The organism is Mesorhizobium sp. C268A (assembly GCF_040324475.1).
Taxonomy (GTDB): Bacteria; Pseudomonadota; Alphaproteobacteria; order Rhizobiales; family Rhizobiaceae; genus Mesorhizobium.
On record NZ_JAMYVX010000001.1, the window covers coordinates 5,197,235 to 5,224,096 of the forward strand.

Annotated in this window: 21 protein-coding genes and 1 tRNA gene; 12 read left to right on the top strand and 10 right to left on the bottom strand. The window is 59.9% G+C overall.

The genetic code is table 11. The features are described 5' to 3' along the window. Positions 1–131 precede the first annotated feature (131 nt). Together NKL06_RS25420 and NKL06_RS25425 are read left to right on the top strand one after the other, a co-directional pair. Positions 132–578, top strand: a complete 447-nt coding sequence (locus tag NKL06_RS25420; RefSeq protein WP_023672465.1) for a YcgN family cysteine cluster protein — start codon at positions 132–134, stop codon at positions 576–578. Between the two features lie 220 nt (positions 579–798). After that, positions 799–1,143, top strand: coding sequence for a hypothetical protein (locus NKL06_RS25425; protein WP_023672466.1), 345 nt, complete (start codon positions 799–801; stop codon positions 1,141–1,143). Positions 1,144–1,410: 267 nt separating this feature from the next. Here the strand turns inward: NKL06_RS25425 and NKL06_RS25430 are convergent, their stop codons facing one another. Further along, complete coding sequence (locus tag NKL06_RS25430) at positions 1,411–2,121, bottom strand: SIMPL domain-containing protein (RefSeq protein ID WP_023672467.1); 711 nt, start codon at positions 2,119–2,121, stop codon at positions 1,411–1,413. 133 nt (positions 2,122–2,254) lie between these two features. Between NKL06_RS25430 and NKL06_RS25435 the strand changes: the two genes are divergently transcribed. The 3 genes from NKL06_RS25435 to NKL06_RS25445 all read left to right on the top strand — a co-directional run bounded on the left by NKL06_RS25435 (position 2,255) and on the right by NKL06_RS25445 (position 3,879). Further along, positions 2,255–2,330 (top strand) — tRNA-Ile (locus NKL06_RS25435). Between the two features lie 533 nt (positions 2,331–2,863). Continuing rightward, the gene (locus NKL06_RS25440) at positions 2,864–3,055 is read left to right on the top strand and encodes a hypothetical protein (RefSeq protein ID WP_023691504.1); all 192 of its coding nucleotides are present in this window, start codon (positions 2,864–2,866) and stop codon (positions 3,053–3,055) included. Between the two features lie 638 nt (positions 3,056–3,693). Continuing rightward, on the top strand, positions 3,694–3,879 hold the full coding sequence (locus tag NKL06_RS25445) for a hypothetical protein (protein WP_023681021.1): 186 nt from the start codon (positions 3,694–3,696) through the stop codon (positions 3,877–3,879). A 173-nt stretch (positions 3,880–4,052) separates the two neighbouring features. Here NKL06_RS25445 and NKL06_RS25450 read toward each other — a convergent pair whose 3' ends face one another. Together NKL06_RS25450 and NKL06_RS25455 are read right to left on the bottom strand one after the other, a co-directional pair. Beyond that, positions 4,053–4,256, bottom strand: a complete 204-nt coding sequence (locus NKL06_RS25450) for a hypothetical protein (RefSeq protein WP_155921622.1) — start codon at positions 4,254–4,256, stop codon at positions 4,053–4,055. A gap of 371 nt (positions 4,257–4,627) precedes the next feature. Then, positions 4,628–4,999, bottom strand: coding sequence for a response regulator (locus tag NKL06_RS25455; protein WP_023670881.1), 372 nt, complete (start codon positions 4,997–4,999; stop codon positions 4,628–4,630). 485 nt (positions 5,000–5,484) lie between these two features. On the opposite strand from NKL06_RS25455, the gene NKL06_RS25460 reads away from it, so the two are divergent. Beyond that, positions 5,485–6,177, top strand: coding sequence for a N5-glutamine methyltransferase family protein (locus tag NKL06_RS25460; RefSeq protein WP_023689767.1), 693 nt, complete (start codon positions 5,485–5,487; stop codon positions 6,175–6,177). A 54-nt stretch (positions 6,178–6,231) separates the two neighbouring features. On the opposite strand, the gene NKL06_RS25465 is transcribed toward NKL06_RS25460, so the two are convergent. The 5 genes from NKL06_RS25465 to NKL06_RS25485 are packed head-to-tail and all read right to left on the bottom strand — an operon-like array spanning position 6,232 to position 13,861. Further along, positions 6,232–6,498, bottom strand: a complete 267-nt coding sequence (locus NKL06_RS25465; RefSeq protein ID WP_023670883.1) for an acyl carrier protein — start codon at positions 6,496–6,498, stop codon at positions 6,232–6,234. A 55-nt stretch (positions 6,499–6,553) separates the two neighbouring features. Further along, on the bottom strand, positions 6,554–8,110 hold the full coding sequence (locus NKL06_RS25470) for a class I adenylate-forming enzyme family protein (RefSeq protein WP_031207913.1): 1,557 nt from the start codon (positions 8,108–8,110) through the stop codon (positions 6,554–6,556). After that, positions 8,100–10,127, bottom strand: a complete 2,028-nt coding sequence (asnB, locus tag NKL06_RS25475; RefSeq protein ID WP_023691501.1) for an asparagine synthase (glutamine-hydrolyzing) — start codon at positions 10,125–10,127, stop codon at positions 8,100–8,102. Before asnB (NKL06_RS25475) ends, NKL06_RS25470 begins: the two co-directional genes overlap by 11 nt. Positions 10,128–10,133: 6 nt before the next feature. Next, entirely contained in the window at positions 10,134–11,114 is a 981-nt protein-coding gene (gene nadE, locus NKL06_RS25480; RefSeq protein ID WP_280790677.1) for an NAD(+) synthase, read from the bottom strand. Further along, positions 11,111–13,861: a non-ribosomal peptide synthetase gene (locus NKL06_RS25485; RefSeq protein ID WP_023691500.1), complete on the bottom strand. Its 2,751-nt coding sequence runs from the start codon at positions 13,859–13,861 to the stop codon at positions 11,111–11,113. Before NKL06_RS25485 ends, nadE begins: the two co-directional genes overlap by 4 nt. Positions 13,862–14,203: 342 nt before the next feature. On the opposite strand from NKL06_RS25485, the gene NKL06_RS25490 reads away from it, so the two are divergent. Beyond that, positions 14,204–14,929, top strand: coding sequence for an AAA family ATPase (locus NKL06_RS25490; RefSeq protein ID WP_023670888.1), 726 nt, complete (start codon positions 14,204–14,206; stop codon positions 14,927–14,929). A gap of 79 nt (positions 14,930–15,008) precedes the next feature. Here NKL06_RS25490 and NKL06_RS25495 read toward each other — a convergent pair whose 3' ends face one another. Next, complete coding sequence (locus tag NKL06_RS25495) at positions 15,009–15,221, bottom strand: DUF768 domain-containing protein (protein ID WP_023670889.1); 213 nt, start codon at positions 15,219–15,221, stop codon at positions 15,009–15,011. A gap of 88 nt (positions 15,222–15,309) precedes the next feature. Next, the gene (locus tag NKL06_RS25500) at positions 15,310–16,788 is read right to left on the bottom strand and encodes a M10 family metallopeptidase C-terminal domain-containing protein (RefSeq protein WP_023670890.1); all 1,479 of its coding nucleotides are present in this window, start codon (positions 16,786–16,788) and stop codon (positions 15,310–15,312) included. A gap of 1,001 nt (positions 16,789–17,789) precedes the next feature. Here NKL06_RS25500 and NKL06_RS25505 point away from each other — a divergent pair. From NKL06_RS25505 to NKL06_RS25525, 5 genes are all read left to right on the top strand, one after another. Beyond that, positions 17,790–19,016 (top strand): glycosyltransferase family 4 protein, encoded by a 1,227-nt coding sequence (locus NKL06_RS25505; protein ID WP_023670892.1) that lies wholly within the window; start codon positions 17,790–17,792, stop codon positions 19,014–19,016. After that, positions 19,016–20,272 carry an O-antigen ligase family protein gene (locus tag NKL06_RS25510; RefSeq protein WP_245267072.1) on the top strand — a complete coding sequence of 419 codons (1,257 nt, stop codon included), beginning with the start codon at positions 19,016–19,018 and terminating at the stop codon, positions 20,270–20,272. The genes NKL06_RS25505 and NKL06_RS25510 overlap by 1 nt, the downstream gene beginning before the upstream one ends. Position 20,273: 1 nt before the next feature. Next, positions 20,274–22,271 (top strand): asparagine synthase (glutamine-hydrolyzing), encoded by a 1,998-nt coding sequence (gene asnB, locus NKL06_RS25515; protein WP_023691497.1) that lies wholly within the window; start codon positions 20,274–20,276, stop codon positions 22,269–22,271. Between the two features lies 1 nt (position 22,272). Beyond that, positions 22,273–24,474, top strand: a complete 2,202-nt coding sequence (locus NKL06_RS25520) for a GumC family protein (RefSeq protein ID WP_023691496.1) — start codon at positions 22,273–22,275, stop codon at positions 24,472–24,474. Between the two features lie 69 nt (positions 24,475–24,543). After that, entirely contained in the window at positions 24,544–26,715 is a 2,172-nt protein-coding gene (locus tag NKL06_RS25525; protein WP_031207915.1) for a polysaccharide biosynthesis C-terminal domain-containing protein, read from the top strand. Positions 26,716–26,862 lie beyond the last annotated feature (147 nt).

Sequence of the window (26,862 nt, forward strand, 5' to 3'; positions counted from 1 at the left end):
ATTACCCGCACCCAAGGACGATTGACCGGCGTTTTGAAGGCAACTTCATGTTTTTCCTATGGTGCGGCCGGAACTTGAAGTCACACAACAGCTTGACCTTGCCGCATGCGGAGGCCACATCTCGACCCATAATGGAAACGCCGTTCTGGAAGACCAAGACGCTGGAAGCGATGACGCCCACCGAGTGGGAATCGCTGTGCGACGGCTGCGGAAAATGCTGCCTGTCTAAACTCGAGGACGAGGATACCGGCGAGATCTACTGGACATCAGTCGGCTGCCGGCTGTTCGATGGGCAAAGCTGCCGCTGTTCGGACTATGCCAACCGGCTGGCGCGCGTGCCGGACTGTGTCGGGCTGACGCCGCAGAATGTGCGCACCATCACGTGGCTGCCGAAAACCTGTGCCTACCGGCTGGTTGCCGAGGGGCACGACCTCTATTGGTGGCACAGGCTGGTGTCGGGAAGTGCCGAGACCGTTCATGATGCCGGCATCTCCATGCGCGGCCGCGTCCGCGCCAGTGAGACCGATCTGGCCGAGCCGGACGATTATTTCGACTATATGCTCGACGACGAGCCCTGAGCATTCTGGAACGGACGTTGCCATAGGGCGTTCCGCGCCATTGGACGTTTTTGACGGTCAGGATCGTTTGCAGCGGTGGAAGGGGCGGTTGCTTTTGACCTGTCGGGCAGATTAACCGAAAATGAACGGCCGGTTCGCGAAGAGTTCAGATTGCAAGGAGCATTCTCCCCCCATCGGTTCGACCAAGACGGGCGCAAGCCCTCAACAAGGAGAGAAGACAATGTTCAACTCATTCAAGACGGCAGCCCTTTCGGGTCTCGTAGCTCTCGGCACCCTTGCCGCAGTGCCCGCCCAGGCGGACTCGATCTATCTCGGCTTCGGCAACAACCATGACCGCCGCGTCGGCGTCTACACCGGCGACGATGAGGACGGCTTTCGCCGTGACCGCAATTGGCGCCGCTGCTCGCCGGACCGCGCCCTCGACAAGGCCGAGCGCATGGGCCTGCACCGCGTCCGCATCGTCGATGTCAATCGCCGCGTGGTGAAGGTCGCCGGCCGCCAGTATGGCGATCGCGTAGTGGTCGTGTTCGCCAATGAGCGCGGCTGCCCGGTTATCTATCGCTAAGAGAACCAGACTGATCTTCTGCGAAGATCAGTCTGGGATACGACCTTCTGCGAAGGTCGATCCGGAGGCATGTTCCTCTGCCAGGATCAGCCTGGAGTACCTGGAGTAGCGGCATGACCCTTCTAGGGTCAGCCAGGAGCCCCTTTCCCTCCGCGGAAAGGTGCGGCTCGAAAAACCCCGGAGGCCAGTCCTCCGGGGTTTTTCATGTCGGAAATCTGCGGTTCCGGCCGACGGGTTCAGCAGAACCGCGCCCAGCCCGGCGGCCTGCTACTTAAGCTCGAATGTCACTGTTACCTGCACGGCGTAGGCATTCTCGCCGGCCTGCACGGGAACCGCGGCGCCTGCCGCATCGAAGGCCTTTGCATTGATCGGCATCGGCGCCGGCGCAACGTTCTGGTCGGTGATTTCCAGCACCCGGCCTATGCTGACGCCGGCGGCTTCGGCCAGCGTCTTGGCCTTGGCCATGGCATCGGCGACCGCCTTCTTGCGGGCTTCGGTGACGGCAGCTTTCGGATCCTCGTTGGAGAACGAAATGCCTCCGCCCTGATTGACGCCGAGCGACACAGCCTTGTCGAGAATCTCACCTGTTTTGTCGATGTCGCGGATGCGCACCGAGAGTGTGTTGGTCACCTGGTAGGCGACAAGCTCGGCTTCCTGGCTGCCGTCCGGTTTGTTGGTGTAGTTGTAACGCGGGTTGATCTGGATGCCGGCGGTCTGCAGGTCGCGGTCCTTGATCCCTGCCGACTTCATTGCCGCGATCACGGCGGCCATGGCGTCGTTGTTGGCGTCGAGTGCCGCGCGTGCGGTCTTGGCCTCGCGCATGACGCTGAGCGTCAGCAGCGCCAGGTCAGGCGCCACGGTCGACTGGCCTTCACCCGACACGATGATGCGGGGCGGGGGCAGCGAATCGGCAGCGCTTGCCATCGCCGGAAAAGCGATCGCGGCGGCAAGTGCGAGCGGCAAAATATGTCTGGTCATGAAATCTCCTCGGTGTGCGATCCAGTCGCGCCTGTCGACTAGGGCGCGAATATGGGCTGATTTGGGCGATCTCGGCCAGCCCGTCCGGAAAGCCTTGTGCCGCGCAAGGAAAAACACTAATCCAGCGCGCGTGGGGCCTGTAGCTCAATGGTTAGAGCCGGCGGCTCATAACCGCTTGGTTGGGGGTTCGAGTCCCTCCGGGCCCACCAGTCGCCTTGGTGCACAAGGCTTTGCGTCGAGGGTAGACAACCTGGTTAGACAGTCGGTTAGACAGTCGGTTAGACAAACCGCTTCAGAAGCTTCGCCATGCCATCCATGGCGAGCCGCTCCTGCTCCGTCCTTGCTGTAAAGCTCTACGTGGTCCAGGTCGTCGTGGCCGAGAATGCCTGCCGATTGTTTCGAGGTCGCGCCCCTCCTTGGCCAGGTACTTCCCCAGCGTCTTCCGAAGTCCATGCAGCGTGCAGCCGGGCCCCATGCCCGCCATCTTGGTTCGGTGCGCCATCATGCCGGTCAGCGACCTCTCCGAGAAGGAATTGCCGTAGGCGTTCAAAATCACCGTGTCGGCCGAGCCCCAATGCTTCGGTGAGCACATAGGTGATCTTAGCGGACTTCAAATGCGATCCGCTGCTCACTAATTACTTGATCCCGTAAATTACATGATCACGTACCGACTTTTTTATTGAAATCCCGAATTCGGTGGCCTTATAAGACCGATGTTGCCATTGCTCGTAGGTCGGCTGTGATGGATAACGTGGTTCCATTCCGCAAGGCCGTGCCTTGCGTCGAAGTGACAGAAACCTGCGGCGAATGGTTCGTCCGCGTGGTTGAGAGAGATCAGGAAATTGCCAGGTCATTCAATCAGGAATCGTTCGCGTTGTCCTTTGCAGAAGGCCAGCGGATACGCCTAGGGCTAGCGAAGGTCGTGCGCCTGTAGGGCGCTGTGGGGCGGCATTGTAGGTATTCAAGCATGAGCGGAACCTAATTTGCAGCCGCAAATTAATGTCCAATGAATGAACTCCCAAACCGGAAAAAACTCGTGCCTGACCCTCAACCTCGGCGGGGCTCCAACAAAGGTGTGTTGCTAGCGGCTGCAGCGCTGCTGTTTGCCTTTCTCGCTCTTATTCTGTTTGGGTTTTTTCAGTAAGTGCGCGCGGCGCCGGCTTCCTAGAGAGGGCAGAGCACCTGCCGACGTGATCTTCGATCGCTCGCGTCCTTGCGGCGGGGCGACTATCCAAGCCGGCTCGGTTCGTCGCTCCTGACGGGTTCGGCGGTCCCTCCACAGCAGGATGATCATTCGGCAATTCTTGGCAGCGCCGGTATTCAACTCACGCCCAAAGCGATTGAACTGAAGCTGGCCGTCGATGTCGTGACTGACGCAGCATGAGCCGAACAGGCGAGGCAAGCGCAAGCCTTGGGGCCCAACCTCAGACAGACGAAGCACGCTCGTGCAGTCTGGAGACAGCGCAACGAGTTATTCATTCGGGCGCCTTCGCATCACCAGCGGAACGAAAGAGTTAACTGGCGGTTTACTAGGGAAGGATTGCAGGACGAAAAACATTGAGGATTTCTGCCATGACAATGTTGTTCGAACCACTCGACTCTGAAGGTTACAAGCGCAGCGTGGTCTACCATGCCGCACGCTTGTCCATGCTCCACAATCGAATGCTGAAGCGTTTCGACAAGGTCGATAAAGCGGCTGAAAAGGTTGAAGCCGAGGTGGAGCTGTTTGATGAAGCTGTTCGCACTCTCTACGAATGAGCGGCATGTTGACCGCCGACGTTCCTGCTAGCGCGTATACGGGCGCGGGGTTCACCGTTGCGTCACCAGGCGATGTCGCGCCGCGTATTTGGGCTTGATAAGCACGATCTAATGTATACGATTCACCCAGCCGGCCTGGCTCCCCCGCCATCGGGCCGGTCAGGCCCGACGGTTCAACGCACCACCCCAAACGACTGTCGGGCCGCCAGGACGCTCACTGCGCAGCCGGGTTCATGCTTTGCCTTTTTTTCTCGAAAAGCGCGAGCTTGGTCATATAACCAATTCTGATTTTTGCATGGCATTGGGTGCAGTTGAAGTTGGATATCACCTTCAACCACGATCCCTTTTTTATGATGACATGAGAACAGTTTGGACATTCCAGTTCCAGGTACTCGTCCCCCATATCGTTTGAAATCGGCACTACGACACTCCCCAACAGTTGCCCGTGAAACTTGCGCTTCGAGATCGGCCGGCACCTCCGTGCTCAAACCCCGAACGTGGGTCCTTGGCAGATGTTCCGCAATCCGACCTCTGGCGACCGGGATCGGACCTAAGTCCAAATCGCCGCCAACAGGCCGAGAAGTGGAACCCCGGCGGATGCTTTTTGAACGCTGAATTTCCGTCCTCGCCGGTTGTAGTCCGCCGTCCTCATGGCCAAAGCGCCAATGTTGCCCTTTGTGAGACTGACCTCATCCGGCCTACCAGGTCGCCGGGGCGCAACTCCGGTAATAATGCGGCGGAGCGAATGTCAGCGCGAAGCTGTGCGCAGGGACGCCAACTCGCTGACAGCAGCAAGGATGACAGCATCGGTTGCCGGCTTCGGCAGGAATCTGCAGTCGCGGAAAGCCGCGGGAACGTCGGCGGGGCCAAATCCCGACAAGAAGGCAAAGGGGATGCCTCGCGCCTGCAATATCCTCGCCACCGGCAGACCCGTTTCACCGTTCAGCTGGATGTCTAGCAACGCCACGTCAATCTTGTCCGATTCGACAAGACGCAGAGCGGCGGATACCGACGGCACAGGTCCGACCACCTGATAACCGGCGCGACGCAGCCGCGCGGCAGTGTCCTGCGCGACTAGCCATTGATCCTCAACAATCAGAACACTCACGCTTTCGCTCACGGCCCCTCTCTGCGATTGACCGGAAATGAGATGTCGATCCGAGACCTTCGGACAGTTGTTTCGACATGTCCGCAAACCTATAGGTAACCTCTCCATGCAGCAAGGTGAGGCTGATGCTGGAGCGGAGGCGCTTCCACCGACCACTTGCTGAATTACCGGAGCCGAAGATTAGCGCGTCAATGAGCTGCGGTCCGCGCCTCCGCTCCATCAGAGTTGGATAGGCGTTTACCCCTCTCCACGATCCACAAAATCTAAAAGCCGCCGTACCGCGCCATTGGCTCTTCAAAGCATGAGCAGCACCTCTCTCTCCATCTTGGGCGACCTGAGATTGCAATCGGTCAATGAGCGTCAGAAGTGCGATGCACCGAGTTTGTGCCTGCAGTTTTTCGAAGGAAAGGCTTGAGAATTCATGATTTCGGAGCAGGTTTGGCTGGCGCATGAGCGCCGCAGATCTATACTGTGGAGATCAAGCGATGGGGTCGGCCATGAGCAAAGAGTTCAGTGTAGCTGATGCCTATGGCGCCGGCCGCGCCATGTTCATGGGACTTGAACTGCTGGTTTCGCCCGGTGCGCTCGTCCCCAGACCTGAGACCGAGTTGCTCGGCAAGACCGCGCTTGGTGTGTTGCATCAGATGAACCTGCCGGCTCCGCGCATAGTTGATATGTGCTGCGGCACTGGGAATCTGGCGTGCGCGATCGCCTACCATGTGCCCAGCGCCCTTGTCTGGGCAAGCGATCTCACCGATGAATGCGTCGAAACGGCACGCCGCAACACCTCACATCACGGCATGGCTGAGCGTCTTTCGGTGCTTCAGGGCGACTTGTTCGACTCTCTCATCGGCCTTGGGTTAGACGGAACTATCGACGTAATCGTCTGCAATCCGCCTTACATTTCTGAAAAGCGGCTCGAGGGCGACCGCGCCCATCTGATCGAGCTTGAGCCGCGCGAGGCGTTTGCAGCCGGCCCTTACGGCCTGAGCATTCATATGCGCGTACTGAAAGACGCACCGCGATACCTGCGGCGTGGCGGCATCCTGCTCTTCGAGGTCGGGCTTGGCCAAGACCGACAGGTAGCGGGTCTGCTGGAACGCAGCAAGGCATTCGAGAACATCCGTTCGGTCTCGAACGAAGCCGGCGAGGGCCGGGTGGTTCTGGGGCAAGTCAAGACGCAGGCATGAATCCTGCGACAATCAGACCAAATACGGGGCTGCTCTGGGCGTTACGCTTACCCATCAGTTCATTTTGCGGATGATGTATTGCTCGATCCCCTGGATGGAATCGAGGTTTTCAGGCAGAAGTTCGCTATCCTCGACGGTAATGCCAAAGGTCTCCTCGATGAAGCCGATAATCTCAAGCACACCCGTCGAGTCGACAATGCCTTGATCGAGCAAGGATGCGTCATCCAGCAATGCCTTGACGTCGCTGACGTAGAAATTCGAAACCAAGAAACTACGAATCTGCTCGCTGTAGATTCCGGTGCGTTCCTTGATGGTCAACATGAATTCGTCCTCCGTGGCGTCACCATTAAATCAGCGACTTGGTTCTGGCCCCGTATCATGACAGCGCCGTTTTCTTGAGTTTTCCCGTGTCCGTCATCGGCAGGTTCGCCACAACGACGATGGATTTCGGGACCATGAAGTTTTCCAGACGCTTCTGGCACTCCTTCTGCAGTTCCCTTTCGCCAATGGCTCTTCCATGCTCCATCACCACAAAAGCTTTCACCGCTTGCCCGAGGAGCTCGTCGGGAACACCTATGACAGCCGCTTCTCGGACTCCTGGAATGTCCATCAGTACATTTTCCACTTCCCTTGGCGCCACCTTCTCGCCTCGCGACTTTATGATCTCATCCCCACGGCCAACGAAGTAGAGGTAACCCTCCGTATCCATCCGGCAGTAGTCGCCGGTGTATAGGACCTGCTCGCCGGGCAGCGGGCCGGGTTTGAGTTTCCTGGCCGTTGCCTCGGGCTTGCCCCAATACCCGTTCATCACCGTTGCGCCGCGAATGACGAGTTGGCCGACAACGCCTGGGCCTATCCGCCTGTCATGCTCGTCAACGATCCACATCTCCGTATTCGGGATTGCGATCCCTACGCTCAATGGCTTTCGCTCGAGGTCCTCTGGCGGCAAATAGGTGCAACGTTTGCATTCGGTGAGACCGTACATCGAATAGATGCGTGCACCCGAAAACAGCTCGCGAAGCATGAAAATATGCTTGAGGGGTAGGGCTGCCGCAGTGTTTGTGACGTAGCGGATGCTCGAGAAATCCTGGTCTTTGAGGGACCTGAGTTCGGAGAGTGCGGCAAAGATTGTGGGCACGCCGGGAAAGCCCGTAACTCCCTCCTGCCTGATCAACCCGAGGATCTGTGCCGGGAAAGCGAACGAGCGTTCGAGCACCAGCCGGGCGCCGGTACGAAAAGCCATGATCATCTGGTACAGTCCATAATCGAAGGCGAGGGGTAGGACATTGAGGATCACCTCGTCCTCGGCAATCGCCAGGTAGGAAGCGACAGACGCGCACGCGGCCATCATGTTTCTGTGCGTCAGCATCACGCCCTTGGGTTCGCCCGTCGACCCGGACGTGTAGATGATGGCTGCCAGATCAACATCGATGCACTGCCGTGCCGGCGGCGTATCCGCGCCATTGGCGAGGGCGGCGTCCCAGCGCACGGCAAACGGCAGCTGGGCGAGTTCGACGTCGTCGATCGGTCCCGATACGATCACCCGCAGAAGTGACGGGCAGCCGCGCGCCGGCTCGCGGAAGATCGCGTGCAGATGGCCGTCCGTGATGAGCGCCGTCGGCCGGCAGTCGTTGAGCAGATAATCGAGCTTGTCGCTCTTGGTGAGCGGGTTGACGATGCACACCACCGCATTCGCCTTTAGCACCGCCCAGAAGCTAACCACCGTCTCGACGGTGTTGTCGGCGAAGATCATCACGCGATCACCGCGAACGACTCCGGATGCGGCCAGGTCCCGGGCGATCGCGTTGGCTCGCGTTTCGAGTTCGAGGTAGGTGACACGCTGCCTGTTGCACACCAGCGCCACCTTACTTCCGTGTCGGACGGCGGAATGGGCGAGGTAGTCATGCAGCAATGGTGCGGCATCATGCAACATACAGGCGCTCTTCCCGATGTTCGCAGTCGACGTCGACGCTGAGCGTGCATTCGAGCGTTGCACTGGGACAACCCGCGACGAACTGCTGATGAAGAAGTTGGGTCGACAACACGCCGACCAGCGCCATGTTGTCGGCATTGGACAGGTCGCCATCGCCAGTTCTGGCCTGGCATTTGGCAAGCAGGTGCGTGACCCCCTTTGGATCGAAGACATTCGCCTCGCGAAGGGCCTTCTGCGAAACCGCCTCGCGAGCGTAATCCGGAGCGTCTGCGCCGACGAAGCAAAGCGCGTTGGGCGCACGGAAGGGCTGCTTCCTGCGGGCTACGATCTCGGAGGGCAGGATGGGTGCCGCCATGCGCTTCAGCACGTGCTTTTCGTCGAGGCCGCGGAGTTTGAAGGAGGGTGGCAGCGAATTCGCGAGCCTCACAAGTTCATCGTCCAGGAACGGGAAGCGCCCCTCGACGGAGTGAGCCATCAGCATCCTGTCGCCTTGCGAGGAGAGCAGATAGCCCGACATCAGTGTTTGCACCTCGAGATACTGGTCCTGCGCAAGAGGGCTCCAACGGGCAAACTGCGCGGGCAGACGGGCGAGCAACTCGGACACGGCGTCGCGGCCCTGCGTTCGAGCCCGCAAATCGGCCGTAAACAAGCGCTTGATGGCCCTGGTGGTTTGCCAGCGGGTTTCATGAGCAAAGCCCGGCGCGTCGTAAGCCTGAATATTTCGCCCGAAGAACTGACGCGCCATCGCCTGCTGTTGCACCGGCGAGCGGGTGAGATAGGGGTAAAGGCGTTCCAGGAGCCGAGAGCGTCGTGTCGAAGTCGGGTGGCGCCCCCAGAAGCGGCGGACCTTGCCTTCGCGGAACAGGTCGTAGCCGGCGAACATTTCGTCAGCGCCTTCGCCGGTCAGCACGACCTTGATTCCACGCTCGCGCACTAGGCGCGAGAGCAGGAAGAGTGGCGCCGGGGCAGTCCTCAGTATCGGGCGTTCGGTGTGTCGGATTACCTCCGGAAAGATTCCGGCTATATCTCTGCGCGAAACGACCACTTCATGGTGCTCACTGCCGGTCGCCTCGGCAACCATTCGCTGGAAGCGGGTCTCGTCATATTCGGCGTCGGCAAAACGCAAGGAGAAGGTTTGGAAGCGATCGCCCGCGAAGCGCCTCGCGAGCGCGGCCACAAGCGAACTGTCCAGCCCTCCGGAGAGGTAGCACCCGACAGGCACGTCGGCGCGCACCATTCTGAGCGCCGTCGCGGCCTCAAGAGCGCTAGACACGCGGTCCACCGCGTCGTTGGAGGACCCGGGGAACTCGCCCTGCCGCGATCCGAAATTGTCAGGATAGGAAGGCTGCCAAAAAATCCGCTCACGAACGGTGCCATCCTGATAGATGCGGACACGACCCGGCTCGAGTTCGTTGATTCCGTGGAAAACTCCTTGCGGCGGAACGACCGTCCAGAGCGTGAACGTCTGATCGATGCCGGCTGGATCAAGGGCGCGAGGTATGGTTCGATCGGCCGCGAAAATGGCTTTCACTTCGCTGGCGAAATAAAGCCGGTGCGCATGCTCGCTGAAATACAGCGGGCAAATGCCGAAGCGGTCGCGCGACAATATAAGACGATTGGCCACTGAATCCCAGATCGCAATTGCCCATTGGCCGTTCATCCGCTCGAAGGCCGTTTCTCCCCACTCACGATAGGCGTGTAGCGCGACCTCCGTGTCGCTGCGGGTTCGGAAGCGGTGGCCGAGCGCCGTGAGTTTTTCACGCAATTCGACGTAGTTGAATATCTCGCCGTTGAACACGATCCACGTCGTATCGCCTGTGTCCGCCATCGGTTGCTGGCCACTGGAAAGATCGACGATGGACAGGCGCACATGCGCCAGCCCCGCGCGTCTGTCCCGGTAGAGACCGCGCCCGTCGGGGCCGCGATGCGCCAGCGCGCCCATCATCTGCATCAGCGCCTGCCGCGAAGGAGAAGCCGCTGTGGCATTCAGCGCCACGATTCCAGCGATGCCGCACATGCTCGGTCAATCTCCGCCTTCCGCGGACAGCAAAGGCCGCGCGTGAAGATAGTGGGCCGCCCTTCGTTTCGCTTCGATGTCCTTGAACACTTTCTGAAGCTGGGGCTCCGTGAGGCCAGCAACCGCCGCGAGCTCATTGCTGGCGACCCCGTGGTTCAGGCCGTAGAGGCATAGATCCATCAGGTGATAGGGCAGCGCGAAATAGAATTCTTCCTGGCTTTGGGTCATGGAAAAGGTGTCGGTGGTCGGTGGCCGCTGCCGGATTTCATCATCCACCTCGAGATATTCCGCGAGTTGATAAACCTGGGTTTTGTAAAGGTGAACGATCGGCATCACGTCGGCGGCTCCGTCGCCCTGCTTGACGAAAAAGCCCTGGTCGTACTCGAGGCGATTTGGAGTGCCGACAACCGCGTATTTGAGGCGGTCGGCGTGATAGTATTCCGTCATCTTGCGCAGGCGCTGCTTGTAGTTTGTCGCAGCAACGATCTGCAGATAGGCAGCTGGCGGCAGACGCACGGTATCTACTTTACCCTGCGGATCCTGGACCGTGAGGCGGGTTATATTGAGCCCGCTGCTCTCCAGAACCGACGCGATCACCAGCTTGCATTTCCACCCTTCCCCATAGTCGGGAACGACGGTCTGGATCGCATCGATCTGCCGGCGGTAGGCCCCAATGGCCTCCAGTGCCGGTGCTATGTCCTCAAGGACGCTTTCAATGCCAAGCTGTGCCGCGACGCGGCGGCCAAGTCTCAGGGAGTCGCCGGAAGAATCCCGCTCCGGCATGAACAGTCCCAGGACCTTGTCTTTCCCGAACGCGCGCATGCACAAGGTCGCGACGACGGAGCTGTCGATACCGCCGGAAAGACCGACAACCACGCCGCGACGATGCAGGGTGCCGAGAACCTGAGTGCGCAAGGTGTCAACGATGCGATCGACCTCCGCGCGGGCATCGAGCGTCAGCATGTCCTTGCTGAATTCCGGAATTATGTCGATGACAAGTCCTCCCTTTTGCGAGATTCGGCGGGGGAGTAGGTCTGCACGATGGCCGTCTCGATAAGCGGACGGTTGGTGGCAAGGTTTGGTTCGACGACAAGGTCGATGTGGCTGCCCGTGATCGAAATGACGTCCAGGTGTGCCAAGACGCTGTCCCAGCCCAAGGCCCGCGGCATTCCCTCCCTGCGACATCGGAACAAGGTACCGGAGAGGGGCAGAGCCGGTTTCGGTGCCTCAAGCCATTGGAAGAATGACTTCGCCCTTAAAACCTCCTGCAGTTCCAGTTTGGTCCTGAAGATCGTCGGGTTGAACTCTCCATTGGCAAATCTGTCCAGAATCCTGGCCAGACGCGCTTCGCCGCCCACGGCGACGGTGATCTTCGCAAGGGCTCTGCAAGCCATCCGATGCGCGGATATGCGGTTGGTGCGAATACGATAGAACGTACGGGTAAGTGTCTCCCAATGGTTGCTCGGCTCGTCCAGAAGGCTCGTGTCGAGGATGCCCAGGAACCGCACCGTTCGCCCGGCCTTCATGAGCCGTGCGGCAACCTCGAATGCAACCGCGCCACCCAGAGAATGGCCGAGAAGTCGCACGGAACCCGCAGGTTGGATGCGGCTTATCTGCTCGAGTGCGGCGCCAGCCATGGCGCTGAGGGTGTTGTGTCCGTCCAGTATCGCCGCAAGGCTCGGATATCGGATCGGGTTTACACGGGCGACTTTCCCCATGGCGGCTGCGAACGCAGCGAGGCTCGGACCATAGCCAACGGACCCTGGAAACAGGAAAAGAACCGGGGGGTGGTGCTTCTTTTCGCGCCCTTCGCCCGACCGTGCAGAGACGACCGCCTCAACCATCTCGTCCAAGCTCATGCCGACGGTGAATGCTTCGAGGCCCAGCTCTTGCCCGATGGCGTTTTCGATCGCCATCACGCAGTGCAGCAGCTGCAGCGAATCTCCTCCAGCATCATCCCAGTTTCCCGTGGCAGTGCCTGTGTTGAGAACCTGCGTCCACGCGTGCTGCACTATTTGACGTGTGTCCTTTGCTCCTCCGGCGGGCGGAGCATCGAGAGTGGACGACCGGGCGACTCGCGCCCTCCTTCCGTGCGAACGATCTATCTCGGCCAGTGTTGCCAAATCGACCTTACCTCCCGACAGGCGTGGGATTGCGTCAACGGGGTGCAATCGCAAGGGACGCAATGGTGCCGGCAAGGTCATTCTGAGGAGCTGGCGAAGGTCGTCTGCAAAAGCGCCGCCTGCGAAGCGCTGGGGAACCGCGAAGGCGATGAGTTCCTGCGCGGCCGTTACCATCACCACGGCATCCGCCACCGAAGGCGCGCAACGCAAGACCCGTTCGAGTTCGGCGGGCTCGATGCGTCGACCATTGATCTTGATCTGGCGCCCTTTGCGGCCGACGATCCTCAAGATGCCATCATCGTCGAGCCGAACGAGGTCCCCGGTCGAAAAAAGCCGAGCCTCGGGATCGTCGGGGTCCGGCTGCGCGGGAACGACCACACCGTTCTCCCAATGACCAAGCAGGACATAGCGGCTTTTGATCAGAAGCTCTCCACTTTCGCCTGGCCCTACATTGCGCTCCGCTTCGTCGACGATAGCGAATGTCATACCAGGGAGCAGCCTGCCGACGGGAACCGACGCGTCTTGCTCGGGCCAGTCAGGCGGCAAGAACCATTGCGAACCGATGGTTTCAGTCGATGAGTAGCCGATCTGGATCAGACACTGGTCCGAAACGGCTTTGCGCAGCAAAGCGATGTCCGTCCATGACACTTTCTCCCCACCGATTCGGGCCACTCTGAGCGGCCAGGAAGCGTCGGCGGGCGCCTCAGCCAGGAGGGCTCGAAGCAGTGCCGGCACAAGATAGGCGATCGTCACACCTTCGGACTGCAATCGAGCGCGCGTAGCGCGCAGGCCGACAGCCTCCACCTCGAGAAGATGCAACGTGGCGCCCGTCAGCAGCGCCGCAAAGATCTCCCGGCAACCGGCGATCGTGGCTGGCCCGGTCAGCGGCAGGAAAACGTCATCCGCGCTGATATGGCACGCATCGACATATTGCCGGACCCGCCATAGCAGGCTGCGTTGGCTGTTGACGATTCCCTTGGGGCGCCCGGTGCTGCCCGAAGTGTAAAGCACCAATGCGGGCGCATCGACCGAAACCATAGGGGGCTTATGCTGCTGTTCTGGGTGTTGATCGTTGGACGCCACGGCGGCCGCAATTTCGATCCAGACGATCTCTTGGGCCAATTCGACCGGGCGAACATTTTCGGCGCCTATAATCGCGCCGAGCCCCGCGGCACTGACTATATCGAAAATGCGAGAGGCGGGATCTCTTGTGTTGAGCGGGACCGAAGGCCGTCCCGCCGCCATGGTCGCCAACATCGCCACAGGATACCAAGCGGAGTTTGCTTGCAGGATGCCGATGGCCTGCCCTTCGGGGACGACGGCAGCGATATGAGTTGCCAGCGTCTCGACCGCCCGGAAAAGCTCAGAAAAAGTCAGGCGGTTCGCGCCGTCGCTGATTGCGAGCTTGTCAGGATACCGCCTGGCGACATCTCCAAGGTGGTCGAAGATTGGAGTGTCCGCAAATTTGGCACCCATCTGTCGGTAACGGCGCCAGACTGGCCCCCCTTGGTCAAGATCATATTCGGGAACGACTGACCACTTTCGGGTGGGTCGCAGATCCACCTGTAGGTTTTGATTTGCCACTTCCGAATGCAAACACACTGAGGACATTCAGGGCCCCGCCAAGCTGACGGTCGAACATCGCTCGCCGCGGAGATCTTTTCATCAATCATTCGGATGATGCCTCGATCTTGCCTAGCCAGCGCTTCCCGAGCGTCCTTCAGAAGTTTTGCCATCTGTGTCCAGCACCGGTCGTTTTTCCTTGCAAGCTCCGTCGAGCGCAAGACGGCTTGCCCAGGCAAACGGAGCGATCGGCATCTCCGCTAGAATCCGGGCTCGGTGCCCAGATTCACTGACTGGAACAATCATTCAAATGAACGTTGGTGTGATCGGAAATCCGGCTAAGCTTGATCCGTAGGGGAATGACTGCTCGTTTCGGAGACGCTTGAGCATATGATCATCGAGTTGTTTGGGCCGCCTGGCGCGGGTAAAACCACGCTGCTTCGCGGCCTCTGCCAAGGGCTGGCGAGACACGGCATCAATGTGAAGACAGTAAATGGGTATCGCCTGATTGAACCTGGATCGGCTCAGGATGACGCTCCGGAAATCCGCCATGGCATAGGAAGAATTGGCAAAAAGATTGCCACATCCGGTCCTATCTTGCTGTCGACCTTGCCAAAGGACAGTGTCGCGGCCCGGCTTCTGGCATCGATCCCTCTTCGAAGCCGCGTGTGGTCATGGCGAATGAAGGTCGACATCGCCCAACTGTGCCAGTCCTGGCGCCAAGCGCGGGAGTCGCCCGGTTGCTTCATCTTCGAAGAGGGCATGATTCAGGCTTTGTGTGCGCTGGGTGTGCTGGCTAGAACTCCAAGCCTCGACGCGGTCCGCGAGTGCCTGGCGTTCCTGCCGCGGCCGGATCTCGTTGTGCAACTCGACGCGCCCCAGGAAACGTTACGCCGCCGTCTTGTGGATAGGCATGCGCAGCAACCGCTCCTCGAGGTTATGCTGTTCGAACTTGGCGTGGACAAAGGATTAAGGCAGGCCGAAATCTCAAGAGAGGTCGGCGAGTGCCTGCGCCAGGACCGATGGCCGTTGATACAAGTCAATGGTGCTGAACCTCACGACGTGGACGGGGTCGTCGCGCGCGTTCTGGGAGAGCATGTTGGTCATGCTGCCTAGGCTGGCCCATGACCTATGATCCATGACACATTTATGCATTTGGCGCCAAGCCGGGCAGCATCTGCCGCCAAGCGCGCAATCATGTCGAATCGTGCTGATCGAGCACTTCGAGCATGGTCGTCAACATGCTTCCGACTTCCTCAGAGATTTCCTCGGGGCGGATTCCCGCTCTGATGGCATCCGCCGTTGCTTGGTCCGCAAGTTTCGCCGCAAGAGCCGGATCGGCCTTGGTGTAGAGTGGGATCTTATCCTCTACCCATTTCTGCAGGAATTCGATGCCGCGCGCGCTCATACCAAGTACAAGCTCGGCGGGGCTTCTTGGTTCCGTCAGCCATATTCAAGAACGTCAGACCATCTTGCTCAGGCTGACGTTCCCGCGGTCACGTCACGATGAACGAGGACGCCGTCAGAGCCAAGTGTGGCGATAGAGTGGCAAATTGGATCTGATGTGCGCCGCCCGAGCCGTCGCTGTCAAAGGAAAGCGCGCCGGTCGTGCTGTTATAGACGATGTGATCGCCGCTGTCGTGCGCGGCCCTGCCGGCGTAAAACGCCGAAGGGGGAAGGGCGCCTGTATGCAGGCCGGCAAACACGGTGTGGTCGAGTTGGATCTTGTCGTGGCCCACTTTGAAATCGGTGACCTTGTCGATATTGCCGACCTTGAGAGCCGAATCGAAGACAAAGACGTCGTTGCCGCCATGTCCCGTCAGAACGTCTCTCCCGCCACCGCCGTTGATAGTGTTGCTCCCGGAATTGCCATCAATGGTTTGGGCGAATTCGTTTCCCGTGAGCTTGATGGCGGCAGTTCCCAATTTGCTGGTGGTCGCAAGATGCTCGACCTGCGAGCCGGCCGACAGCGCGTAGCTGACCGATGCCAGCACGCTATCGTTGCCGCTGTGCCGCAGTTCCACCACCTTGTCGCCGGCGTTGTTGACATAGTAGGTGTCGTTGTAGCCGCGGCCCATCATCGTGTCCGCGCCAGCGGTGCCGCGAAGCACATCCGCGCTACCCGTGCCGTAGAAAATGTGATCGCCGGTGCTGGTCGGAGGGACACTTGTGGGCGGAGGCACTGTGCTGGTAGGCGGCGGCGTCGGTTCGCTGGCCGAAGGACCGCTTGCGGTGCTCTGGTTGTGTTGAAGGAACAGAGCCTGCAGCGTCGGCGAGCTCTCAAGCGCCGTGTCGCCCTGTTGAGAACCCCAAGCATAGGCATAGTCGAAGGCCGGCGAAGGCGCTACCTTGGCCCAGTGGTCCAACATGGTCTTTTCCTGAGCAACGCTGGGCAGGACATAGCGACCGCCCGTGTCGGTCGTCCAGTCGCCGCCGCCGAAGGTCTGATACACGGGAACGACCTGACTGAGCGGGATGCCCGAGGCGACGGCCGCCGCCACAGTCCTGTCGATCATGTTGTAATCAATCGTGCTTGTTCCGGTCCGTACCGGGTAGGGATCCAAGCCGTAATAGTCGATATGCGTGTTGGCAGGATTGAATGTGTTTGAAAAGTCGGGGTTAGCGGAAGACCCCATGTTCATCATGGTTATGAAGGTCTTGGCGCCGGGCAGGTGGCTGTGGATCCAGTCTGACTCCGCCTTCAGATCAGCGGCGGTGGCATAAGTTCCCCATTTGCCGGTCGGGTCCGGCTCATCGACTAGGAAGAAGCCAAACACTTTCGGATTGCCGATGAAGGGCGTGACCTTCTGGATAAAGGAGGAGGTTGCACCATCGGCTTCATTGAGCCACACCAGGCCTTTCTGGCCGGCCGGCAAGGCGTTGAGCTGGTCCAAGGAAGATACATCAACAAGATTGAATCCGGCTTTCGCGACCTCGGAGGCCGACCCGCCCGAGGCGTAATGGAGTGTTGTCATTGACATACCCTTCGTCCGATTCGGTAGGCGCCCCACACCTGCCTAGGGAAAGGATCCATTAGCGACAAATCAAATACCGGCGCCCCTTGATAGAATCTTTGATCAGCGTCCGAAAAACACAACAGCCTCGATGCTACGCTTGCCTCAGAGGTATGTAGATGATCCAAGTATGGGGTGCTCAAGCCTGCAACGAAAGCATTGCAGCGACGTCTGCCGGAGCGCCTTGTGCGTTTGCAGTGGCGGTAATCGGCCAATGCACGCTTCGGTTGAGCCACCGCCCAAATGCGCGCTCCCGCAGGACTTCTTCGAGCTCAGACCGCAAAGGAATCGCGTCCTGGCGAAGCCCTCCCATTGCAGCCGCTCAATGCTCCTCGTGAAAAGCCTCGGCGCCAAAATGAGCAAGGCAGTACTCCACAAGGTCATGCGAGGCGCGCGCCGCTGGCAATTGCGGAGAGGCACTGAACTGGATCCCACCGGGTTCAACGGAAAGGCGGGCGTGCCGGTCCGAATGACGGCGAGCATGGCAACGCGGTCGCCCATCCGCGGGAAGAGGCGGCTGGTGGTCCGACCATATCCAGACACCGGGTGAAAGCCTGTTCCAGACGAAGCGCTCGGGAGAACTGGCGGTGCGAGTCATCACACCATCTGGGCGCGATGTTGATCCGGCGTGAGAAGGCGGGCGGAAGTTGCTTTGAACGCGGCGCGCGGACCTTTCGAACACAGCCCTTTTTTATATCCGGCCCGCCGTGTCGTACGCGAAGGTGCCGTCATTGCACCGTCAGACCGGATGATCCAACGCACTGACCGAGGCGACAGCGATTGTGGCTGCATTGCCGCATCGTTGATCAGCTTGCTTCATGCAAACAGACGAGGACAGCACGAAAGCCTGCTCCTAGCGTGGGACTGGCTGTTGTGTGTTCAGGGGCGATGAAACCGGCCATGGAAACCGCGGATAGGGTCAGCTGTTTAACGAGATTGGGATCGCATCCAGGAGCGACAGGATGAGTCCGCATCTGGTTTGCGTTGGCGGCGAGGATCATAGACTAAGAATCCCGTTTCTTTTGGCGCTTCGCGAAAGGGGTTTTCAAGTCACTGCCGTTTCGAGTGATCTCGGAGCCGCCTTCTCACCCCATGGCATTGCCCATCGCCGATTTGGGTTCGACCGCTTTGGCAGCGGCGGTGCAGAATGGGGTGCTGTCAGCGCGATCCGTGAACTGATGTCCGAACTGCGTCCGGACATCATTCAAAGTTTCGACACCAAGCCCAATATCCTAACTCCACTGGCGGTGCGCGGGCACGTTCCCGTCGTTCGCACCATCAACGGGCTTGGTTGGACATTCTCGTCGCGGGAGCCGCGGGCCCTGGCATTGCGTCCTTTCTTTTGCGGCCTTCAGGGGGTGGCGTCTCGTTGGACAGCCATGACCGTCTTCCAGAATAGTGATGATCAGGCCTTCTTCGAGCGCTACCGGCTGGTGGCTCGCGGCAAAGGGCGACTGATCCGGAGTTCTGGCATCGACCCCGATGCATTCTCGATGGCAAGGTATCGTGGTCCTTCGGCTGCCACGATGCGCGAGGAACTTGGCCTACAATCGGCCCAGGTCATAATATTTGTCGGTCGGCTCACGCGGCAGAAGGGGATTCCAACCCTCATCGAGGCGGTTCCTCGCGTTATCCGCGAGAGGCCCAACGCGCGTTTCGTACTTGTCGGCCCGCAAGACTCCGAAGGTCCGTTTGCCGTCAGCAGAGCCGATATCGAGCGCCATGTTCCCCACGTTGTCGCATTGGGGCCAAGGCGCGACATTCCAGCCCTCCTGGGGATGGCGGATCTGTTTGCGTTTCCGACGCAATATCGCGAGGGAATTCCGCGTGTCCTGCTGGAGGCGGGATTGTCCGGATTACCGATCGTCGCCTCCAACATGCCGGGCTGCAACGATGTGGTTGAGGATGGCTGGAACGGCTATCTCGTGGCGCCGCGCGATGCGGATGGCTTGGCCTCGCGGATAGTCGATATTCTTTCCGACCCCGCCCGTGGCAAGACCATGGGGAGCCGTTCCGTCGGATTCGTGCGGGAGCGGTTCTCGTTGTCGTGGGTCATCGACCAGTATTGCGACCTGTACAAGACAATCCTGGGTGGCAGATATCGCAGCAGGCTTGTTCAAGCTGCGCAGGCGAATCCGAGGGAAGAGGCGGTGCCGAGCCCCCATCGACTGGGCGAGGCGCGGCAATGATGCGTGATGCGCTTCTGGCCTTCGGCGTCGCGATGTCCTACGCGGCGCAACTCAGCATCCCAGGGCTGCCCTTCGGCTACAGCGAACTGTGCCTCACGCTCTGGATAATGCTGTCGATGACGCGAATCCTTGCTGGCGGCCAACTGGAGGTTACGCCGGCACTGGCTAAGCTTGGGCTTTTCTGGCTGATCCTGGCGCTTGCCATGGGCGTGGGTTACATCATCGGTTTTCTGACAACCACGTTGTTCCTGGATCCGTTGTTGCACGACACGCTGGCCTATGTGCTGTTGGCGTGCGTCACCTGTCTGGCCGCTGCGGAGCCCAACGCGTCTTTCCGTTTGCGTCGTATCGCCTGGTGGATGGTTGCTGTCGCGAATGCGGGCTTCATCATTCAGGTAGGGCTTGGTTTCGGCTGGCTCCATCAGGCTGGGGTCGAACCCTGGTACTGGGACCGCTTCTGCGGGTGGTCCGACAATCCGAACCAGCTTGCGCTCTACTGCGCCCTACTCGGTCCACTGGCCTTGCATCTTGCCACAACCACCAGCAATAAATGGGGAAGATGCCTTGCCCTATGCAGCCTCATATTCACCGTTTACGTCGGAAGGCTGACAAAAAGCGATACCTACCTTTATACCACGGTCCTGGCTTGTCTGATCCTTCTCGGGCTGCGGGTCCGGGCCTGGCTGGCGAGCGACGGCAATAAGGCGAGCCTTTCAAGGCAGCTTGCCGTCCTGATGGCCGTTGGCTTCCTGCCGCTGGCCCTGTCTATAGCGCCCTATGCCCTCAGCGAGGCTTCCAGCGCCGAAGACTTCGCCAAGAGCCTGACCAAAGACAAGGGCGGGGAAGCGACTGCCCAAACCGCGGCGCTTCGCCTCTACCTCTGGAATGCAGCCTTGGAGAAGGGGGCACGATCGGGATCGCTTGGACTGGGTCCGGGCCCGCATCTAGATAGTCCGCCCGTGGTCAATCAACAGTTTTTGCCGCGGCCCTTCGAGGCGCACAGCACCATCCTGGATCTCTACACTCAGGGCGGCCTGATTTCGGTTCTAGCCCTGATGTGGATCTTCGGCTCGGCTGCGTTGTCCGCCTGGCGGGCGAAGCTGGACGCTCTGGTGGCGCTCGTGGCATCGATCGCCGTTTTCAGTGCTCCGCATTTGGTCATCCGCCATCCGATCGTGTGGTTCTGTCTGACCCTCTGCCTTGCCGCTGGGACGCCGGAAGCGATCCCCGCGATTGTTCGCCAGAGGAGATGCTAGAATGTGCGGGATCGCCGGAATTTTGTTGGCGCCCGATGCAGCCAACGCAAGTGCGCTCAGGGCCATCGGACCGATGGCGACGGCGCTTCGTCATCGCGGACCTGACGGTGAGGCCTTCTGGGTGAGCCGTGAAGGGGGGGTAGCCTTCGGCCACCGGCGACTGGCCATCGTCGACCTGTCCGAAGCGGGTCGCCAGCCAATGCTCTCCGCGAGCGGTCGGTATGTCATCACCTTCAATGGCGAGATATACAATTTTCGCGATCTGCGCCGTGAACTGGAAGGGGCGGGCCATCATTTCCGCGGCGCCAGCGACACGGAGGTCATGCTGTGCGCGATCGAAAGCTGGGGCCTTGATGCAGCCCTCGCGCGCTTCGCTGGCATGTTTGCTTTCGGGCTGTGGGACCTGAAGAACCGAACGCTTCAGCTTGCCCGCGACCGAATGGGCAAGAAGCCACTCTATGTCGCCTTGACACGTGACGCGCTTGTCTTCGCCTCGGAGTTGAAGGCGATCACTTGCTTCCCAGGGTTCACCCCGGAACTCGATGTCGATGCGGCGACGACGATGGTTTCCAACGGCTGGGTGCCGGATGACCGTTGCATTTGGCAAGGCGTGTTCAAGCTGCCGCCTGGTTCAATCCTGTCGGTCACTGCGGCGCAATTCGCCGACGCCCGCGGCACCGGTTCGCTTGCGCATCGCATTCACCCTTGGTGGTCGCTGGCCGATGTCGCCAGCAAGGGACAGCGCGATCCGATAGCCGCCAGCGACGAGGACCTCGCGACCGAGCTCGACAGCCTGCTCCGCCTGGCCGTCAAGCAACGAATGATTGCAGATGTGCCGCTGGGCGCCTTTCTGTCGGGCGGAATCGACAGCTCGACTGTCGTCGCCCTGATGCAGGCACAGTCCCGAAGCCCCGTTCGTACGTTCACCATAGCGTTCGGCGAAGGTGGGTTTGATGAAGCTCCCCATGCGGCCGCGGTTGCTCGGCATCTGGGCACCGATCATACGGAACTTCATCTCTCGCCGGCCGCCGCGCTTGAGGTCGTTCCGGAGCTGCCCCGGATTTGGGACGAGCCGTTTGCCGATGAATCGCAGATACCGACGCTGCTGGTGTCGCGCCTCGCGCGGCAACACGTAACCGTGGCGCTTTCAGGCGATGGTGGCGACGAGTGCTTCGCAGGCTATTCTCGACACTTCCTGGCAACCCGCCTCACAAAGCAGCATGAGCTGCCATTGTCATTTCGCCGGCTGTTGGCATCGGGGGCTGGGTTGCTGGCCCAGGCCTCTCAGAAAGATATCTTCGGCAATCTGCCGCTTTCGGCGAATATGCGGCATGGCTTGCGCGGTGACCGCCTGGCTCGCCTTGCCCGCCTGCTCGCGGCGCGAGATGAGGACGAACTCTTTCTGCAACTGACAAAATCTTCAGCCAACGACCTTGTTCATCGCAAGCCGTCGACAGCACCTACCGACACCACAAAGCTCGACGGCCTGCTCTCGCGTCTCCTATTCGCCGACATGACAGGCTATCTACCGGGCGACATTTTGGTGAAGCTCGATCGAGCCACCATGGCCAACAGCCTTGAGGGGCGATGCCCGATCCTGGACCATCGCGTCGTTGAATTCGCCTGGCGGTTGCCAGCCCGTGCCAAAGTCCGAAACGGGAAGGGCAAATGGTTGCTTCGACGACTGCTTGATCGTTATGTACCACGCCGACTGGTCGACCGGCCCAAGCAAGGTTTCGACGTTCCGGTCGGGACTTGGTTGAAAGGGCCCTTGCGCGGCTGGGCAACCGATATCATTGCCACGATCGGCCGCTCCGGGGACGGGGTCATCGACCGTGAGAAGGTCGACGCATGCTGGCGCAATCATCTGCATGGAAGCCAAGATAATTTCCGCGACCTGTGGCCGGTGCTCATGTTTCAGGCGTGGCGCAACGAAGCCATGCGGCCATCGACGGTCGCCACGCACCCTTCTTACCATATCGAACTGACAGGGGATTGAGATGGAAGGTTCCATAGCCAACCGCGCCCGGCGTCCGCGCGCCAAGCAGATGGAAGTTGGGACACTTGAAACCAATCTGCGCTTGATGCGGCCGCCACGCGAGCCAACGCAATCGTCACCCTTCCACCAGCTCGTCATCATCCTGACGACGCGAAAATGGTTCTTGCTTGCCATGGCCCTTCTGGGCGGCATCCTGGCCGGACTGGCAGGCTTCACCCGCCCGGTGCTGTTCGAGGCAACGACCCAGGTCATTATCGATGCCCCGAGCAGCAGTGCTTCGGGCGGCGTGGCATCCGCCCAGGACTCGCTGGAATCGAACATCGATGATCATCTGACGATGCTCTCCTCGCAAGGCCACCTGCGTCGGGTCCTGGCAGCACTGCGCAAAGCCCAACCAGTCGACGGTAACGGAAAGACCGTCGTCAATGCCGTCCCGCCCGCGGCTGGCTCGTTCCTCATCGATCTCCTGAACAGGGCCTGGAGACAGGATAACACGGTGGCGGAAAATCCGGACGCAGCGGACGCGCCCGAGCTGAAGGCGCTACGCAACGGAATGAGGGTCGGACAAGAGTTGCGATCGCGCGTCATCACCATCGGCTTCACCGATCCAAGTCCGGCGCGTGCGGCACTTGTCGCGAACACGTTTGCCCAGGTCTACATTCAAGATCTGGTACAAAAAAGCCGGGCATCGGATCAGGTTCATCTAGATTCGATAGTCGCCAGCCTTCCGCAAGTACAAAGGGATCTTGTCGAAGCGACAGATCGGCTGGAGACATACCGGCTCACGCATGGCGCCGTCGATCAGACTGCGGCCAACAACGCAGCCAGTGAGACAGCGGAACTCGGCCGGCAGATATTCCTATCGAGAGCCAGTCTTTCCGCGTCGGAAGCGCGCCTTCGCCGTATTGAGGACCTGCGCAAGGCGGGCGCCCCGGTCACGGCCATCGCTGAAGAAATCGGGTCGCCCGTGTTGACGGACCTGGTGACACGCCAGTCGGGTGCCGCCGCCGACGGCGATCTGCGCAACGCGATCGCCCGCGAAATGGAGCAAAGCGTCGCCCGAATCGCTGCCGAGGCAAATGTCTACCGGTCCCAGGCTACGGCTCTTGAAAGTCGCAAGGCGATGCTCGACGCGGCCGTGGCCGACACGGCGAGCCAACTTTCGGGGCTGCGTTCCCTTGAGCCTAGGGTAGCCATCGTGACGCAGCATTACAACGAACTCCTGAGCCGGCAGCAGGACTTGACACGTCGCATCGCCGCTCCTTCGCCAGGCGTAGCGGTCCTTTCGACCGCCTGGCCGCCGTCGGCCCCCACGACATTGTCGCCAATTTTCCTGATTCCTCCCGGCATGGTCGTCTTTGGTCTCATGGGGGCGGTCATTGTCCTGGTCCGCAACGGTTTCAACCAAACCTTGCGCAGTGAAGCCGAAGCCGAGGCCGAGCTTGGGGTCCCGTGCGTAGGACTGCTTCCCAGGGTTGCGGGACTTAACGCCAGAAAGCTGCGGCATCTGGTTCTGAGCCAGCAGAACTTGCCGTTCAGCCGCGCCGTGACTTCGCTGCTCGTCACTGCGGCGCCAACTCAGGGAAAGGGACAGCCGCCGCATATCATTCTCGTGACATCCAGCATCCAGGACGATGCCAAGACCGAGTTGGCATGGAGCCTGGCGCTGGCGGCAACGCGGCTGGGAGGAAGAGTGCTTTTCCTCGATCTCGATCGCAAGGATGTGCGGCTCACGAACGGGTTTCGTGGTGAATTCAGCACCGACAAGGCCCGGAACTCCTTCGGCGACTATGTGAATGAACGTTGCGTGCTGAAGGATGCAATCACGAGGATGCCGGAAATCGGTATCGACCTCATGGCCGCTCCAGCACCTTCCGATGATCTCCTGACCCTTCTGTCCACCGTCGACAAATGCCAGTTCACCGAGGAGCTGCGTTCGGCCTACGACGTGGTCATCATGAACGGTCCCCTGGGCCTCGGGGGGCCTGAAACCAGGCTGCTCAAGCGCTGGGCCGATTCGGTGCTTTTTGCCGTTCGCTGGGCAAGGACGAGGCGCAGCATTGCCCGTGGTGCTCTGGATGCAATAGGGGCCGGCGGATCCGCCACCGTTCCAGTAGGGAGTGTGCTCACCCGGGTGAACCTGAAGAGGCTAGCCGGCTACAGGCTCGGAGACAACGCCGATCTTCTGTTGGAGAGGGTTTGAAGATGCGTCCGCGATCTTCAACAGAAGCTCCAGGGAGCGATCGCGTCCCTAAATCGAGCCAGCTACACGATGATCATTGAATTTTTCGGACCTCCAGGATCCGGCAAAACAACCTTCGCACATGCGCTTGCGCAGCAGCTGCGCGGGAAAGGCTATCACGCCAAGGTCGCCCTCAGCTACAAGCCAAGCACCAGGGCCGCCAAATATGATCTCGGAATCTTTCTGTTCATATCACGGATCGTATCGGCGATATTTTCAACAGCCAGAATATTGCTTTTTTCGGCAGGGCGAGCCGATGATATTTCCAATTCCTTTGCAATGGTGAGGATGATACCGCCAAAAAACCGAATATGGCGCGCGCGAATCTGGCGATACATCCTGCACCTTTCGCGTTGCTGGAAGTCTGCGGAGCAATCGCCCGAAATTACGATTTTCGATCAAGGATATGTTCAAGCGATTGGTTCGCTTGCGATGTTCAATGGGAGCACCAACCCCAGAACGCTGGAAAAGGCGCTCAGCCTCGCACCGGCGGCCGATCTCACCGTCAGGCTCTTGGTGCCAGCTGCGGTCGTGGAAAGTCGCCTTCGTAGGCGGATGGAGCTTGAGCCGCCGGCGGAACGGATTTTCGAGGCCGACTTGAACGTGAACATGCGCTCGTTCGCCGTTTTTGAAGCGATGCATGACCTCCTGACAACATCTGGCCGGGAAATCATCTCCGTCGAATACACCGATGGTCCATCGACCTTTAAAAGTATTTGTCGGATTGAGAGACAAATACTTTCTGCATTGTCGCGCTTCGATAGGGCGGTCGGCGAAAAGCAAATTGAGTTGCCATCTCATCGCGCAGACGTAACAACTGGTTCAGCAACCACACCGCCGCGCAACAAGGACATGGGATCGCGGCTCGCTTGGGCAAGCATCTTCGCCTTGTTGATCTATATTGGTGGCGCTGGTTTGACCAGTCTTGCCCAGTTGGCAATTGCACGCCTTATCGGACCTCACAACTACGGCATCTATTCCTACGTTCAGGCTTGGACGTCAGTGCTCGCCTATCTTGCAACGCTTGGCTTTAATGTATCATTGTTGCGTTTCCTCCCGGCCTATAGGGCCAGTGGCAGGCTTGATCTGGCCCGCGGGGTGATAAGATTTGCGCTGCAGAGATCGCTGATAGCGGCAACCTTGTTCGGGATGATCGGCGCTGCGTCAGTCCTGTTCCTTTCAGATCCAACGGAAAGAGGGCTTGAGACAAGCATCGTGCTCGGCATGATGGCTGTGCCCTTGGTTACCGCCTATGCTCTCGGAGCCACGCTTGTGCGTGCTTTCGGCGGCGTTGTCTCGGCGTTGTTGCCGGAGCGCATCATGCGAGACGGGCTCCTGCTCGTGTTGGTAGCCCTCCTGGCATTGTCGGGATTTCGAACAGTGGATGCGCCCTCGGTGACGCTGGCGGTGCTTGTGAGTTCCGCTTTCACAGCGGCCCTGGTGTTCATCATCGCGAGGAGGTTTGAACCACCCGGCCTGGGACACGCCAAGCCAAGTTATGCCTCGAGGGAATGGTGGCTTGCCGTCCCCCCGCTCATGCTCATCACCGGGCTCGATGTTTTCGTCAGTCGGGCAGGAGTCCTGGTTTTGGGCTGGACAAGCCATATTGCTGAAGCGGGTATTTTCGCGCTGGCCTTGAATGTCGCGATGCTCGTGGGCCTGTCCCGTATCGCCGTGGCAACCATGTTTTCGCCAACAGCAGCCGATCTCTACGTCAGAGGCGATCGCAGAGGCCTACAACAGCTGTTCGCGCGCGCAACCCTGCTTTCTGCTGGCGGTGCCATCCTGGTGGCCGTCCCGATGATGGTGATCGTCGAGCCGTTCTTGAGCTATTTCGGTGAGGGTTATAGCGCGGGAGCGCCGATCGCACGGGTTCTGATTTTGGGATATGTCTTTGTCGCGCTGTGCGGGCCCCAACAGAATCTCCTGACCATGACTGGAAATGAATGGGCTGCGGCAACGACGATGATAGCGGGTGCTGTGGCCAATATCATTGCCTGTGCAGCCGGAGTTGCGGTGTACGGCCTGCTTGGCGCTGCGGTGGGTGTCGCACTTGCACTGAGCATCTGGAGCATTGCCATGGCCGTCTATATCCGCAAGCGACTGAAAATCATGCCAGGCTTGGTTTTTGCCTTGCTGTCGATCAGGCCGAGCGCGGTCGATGCCCGTCAATGGCATTGGTTCTTGAGGGCGAGCAAATGAGAGCACTGTTTTGGCTACGGTGATTGCCGTCGTTCGGGCAGGAAGTCACGAAGCCCGGATCGCACAAAGGCCATAGGGCTGCACAGACGCTTCGGCGTATCTCTGTTCCGGACACCCGCGCGGGCAGCCGATACTTCGCGGGCTGTG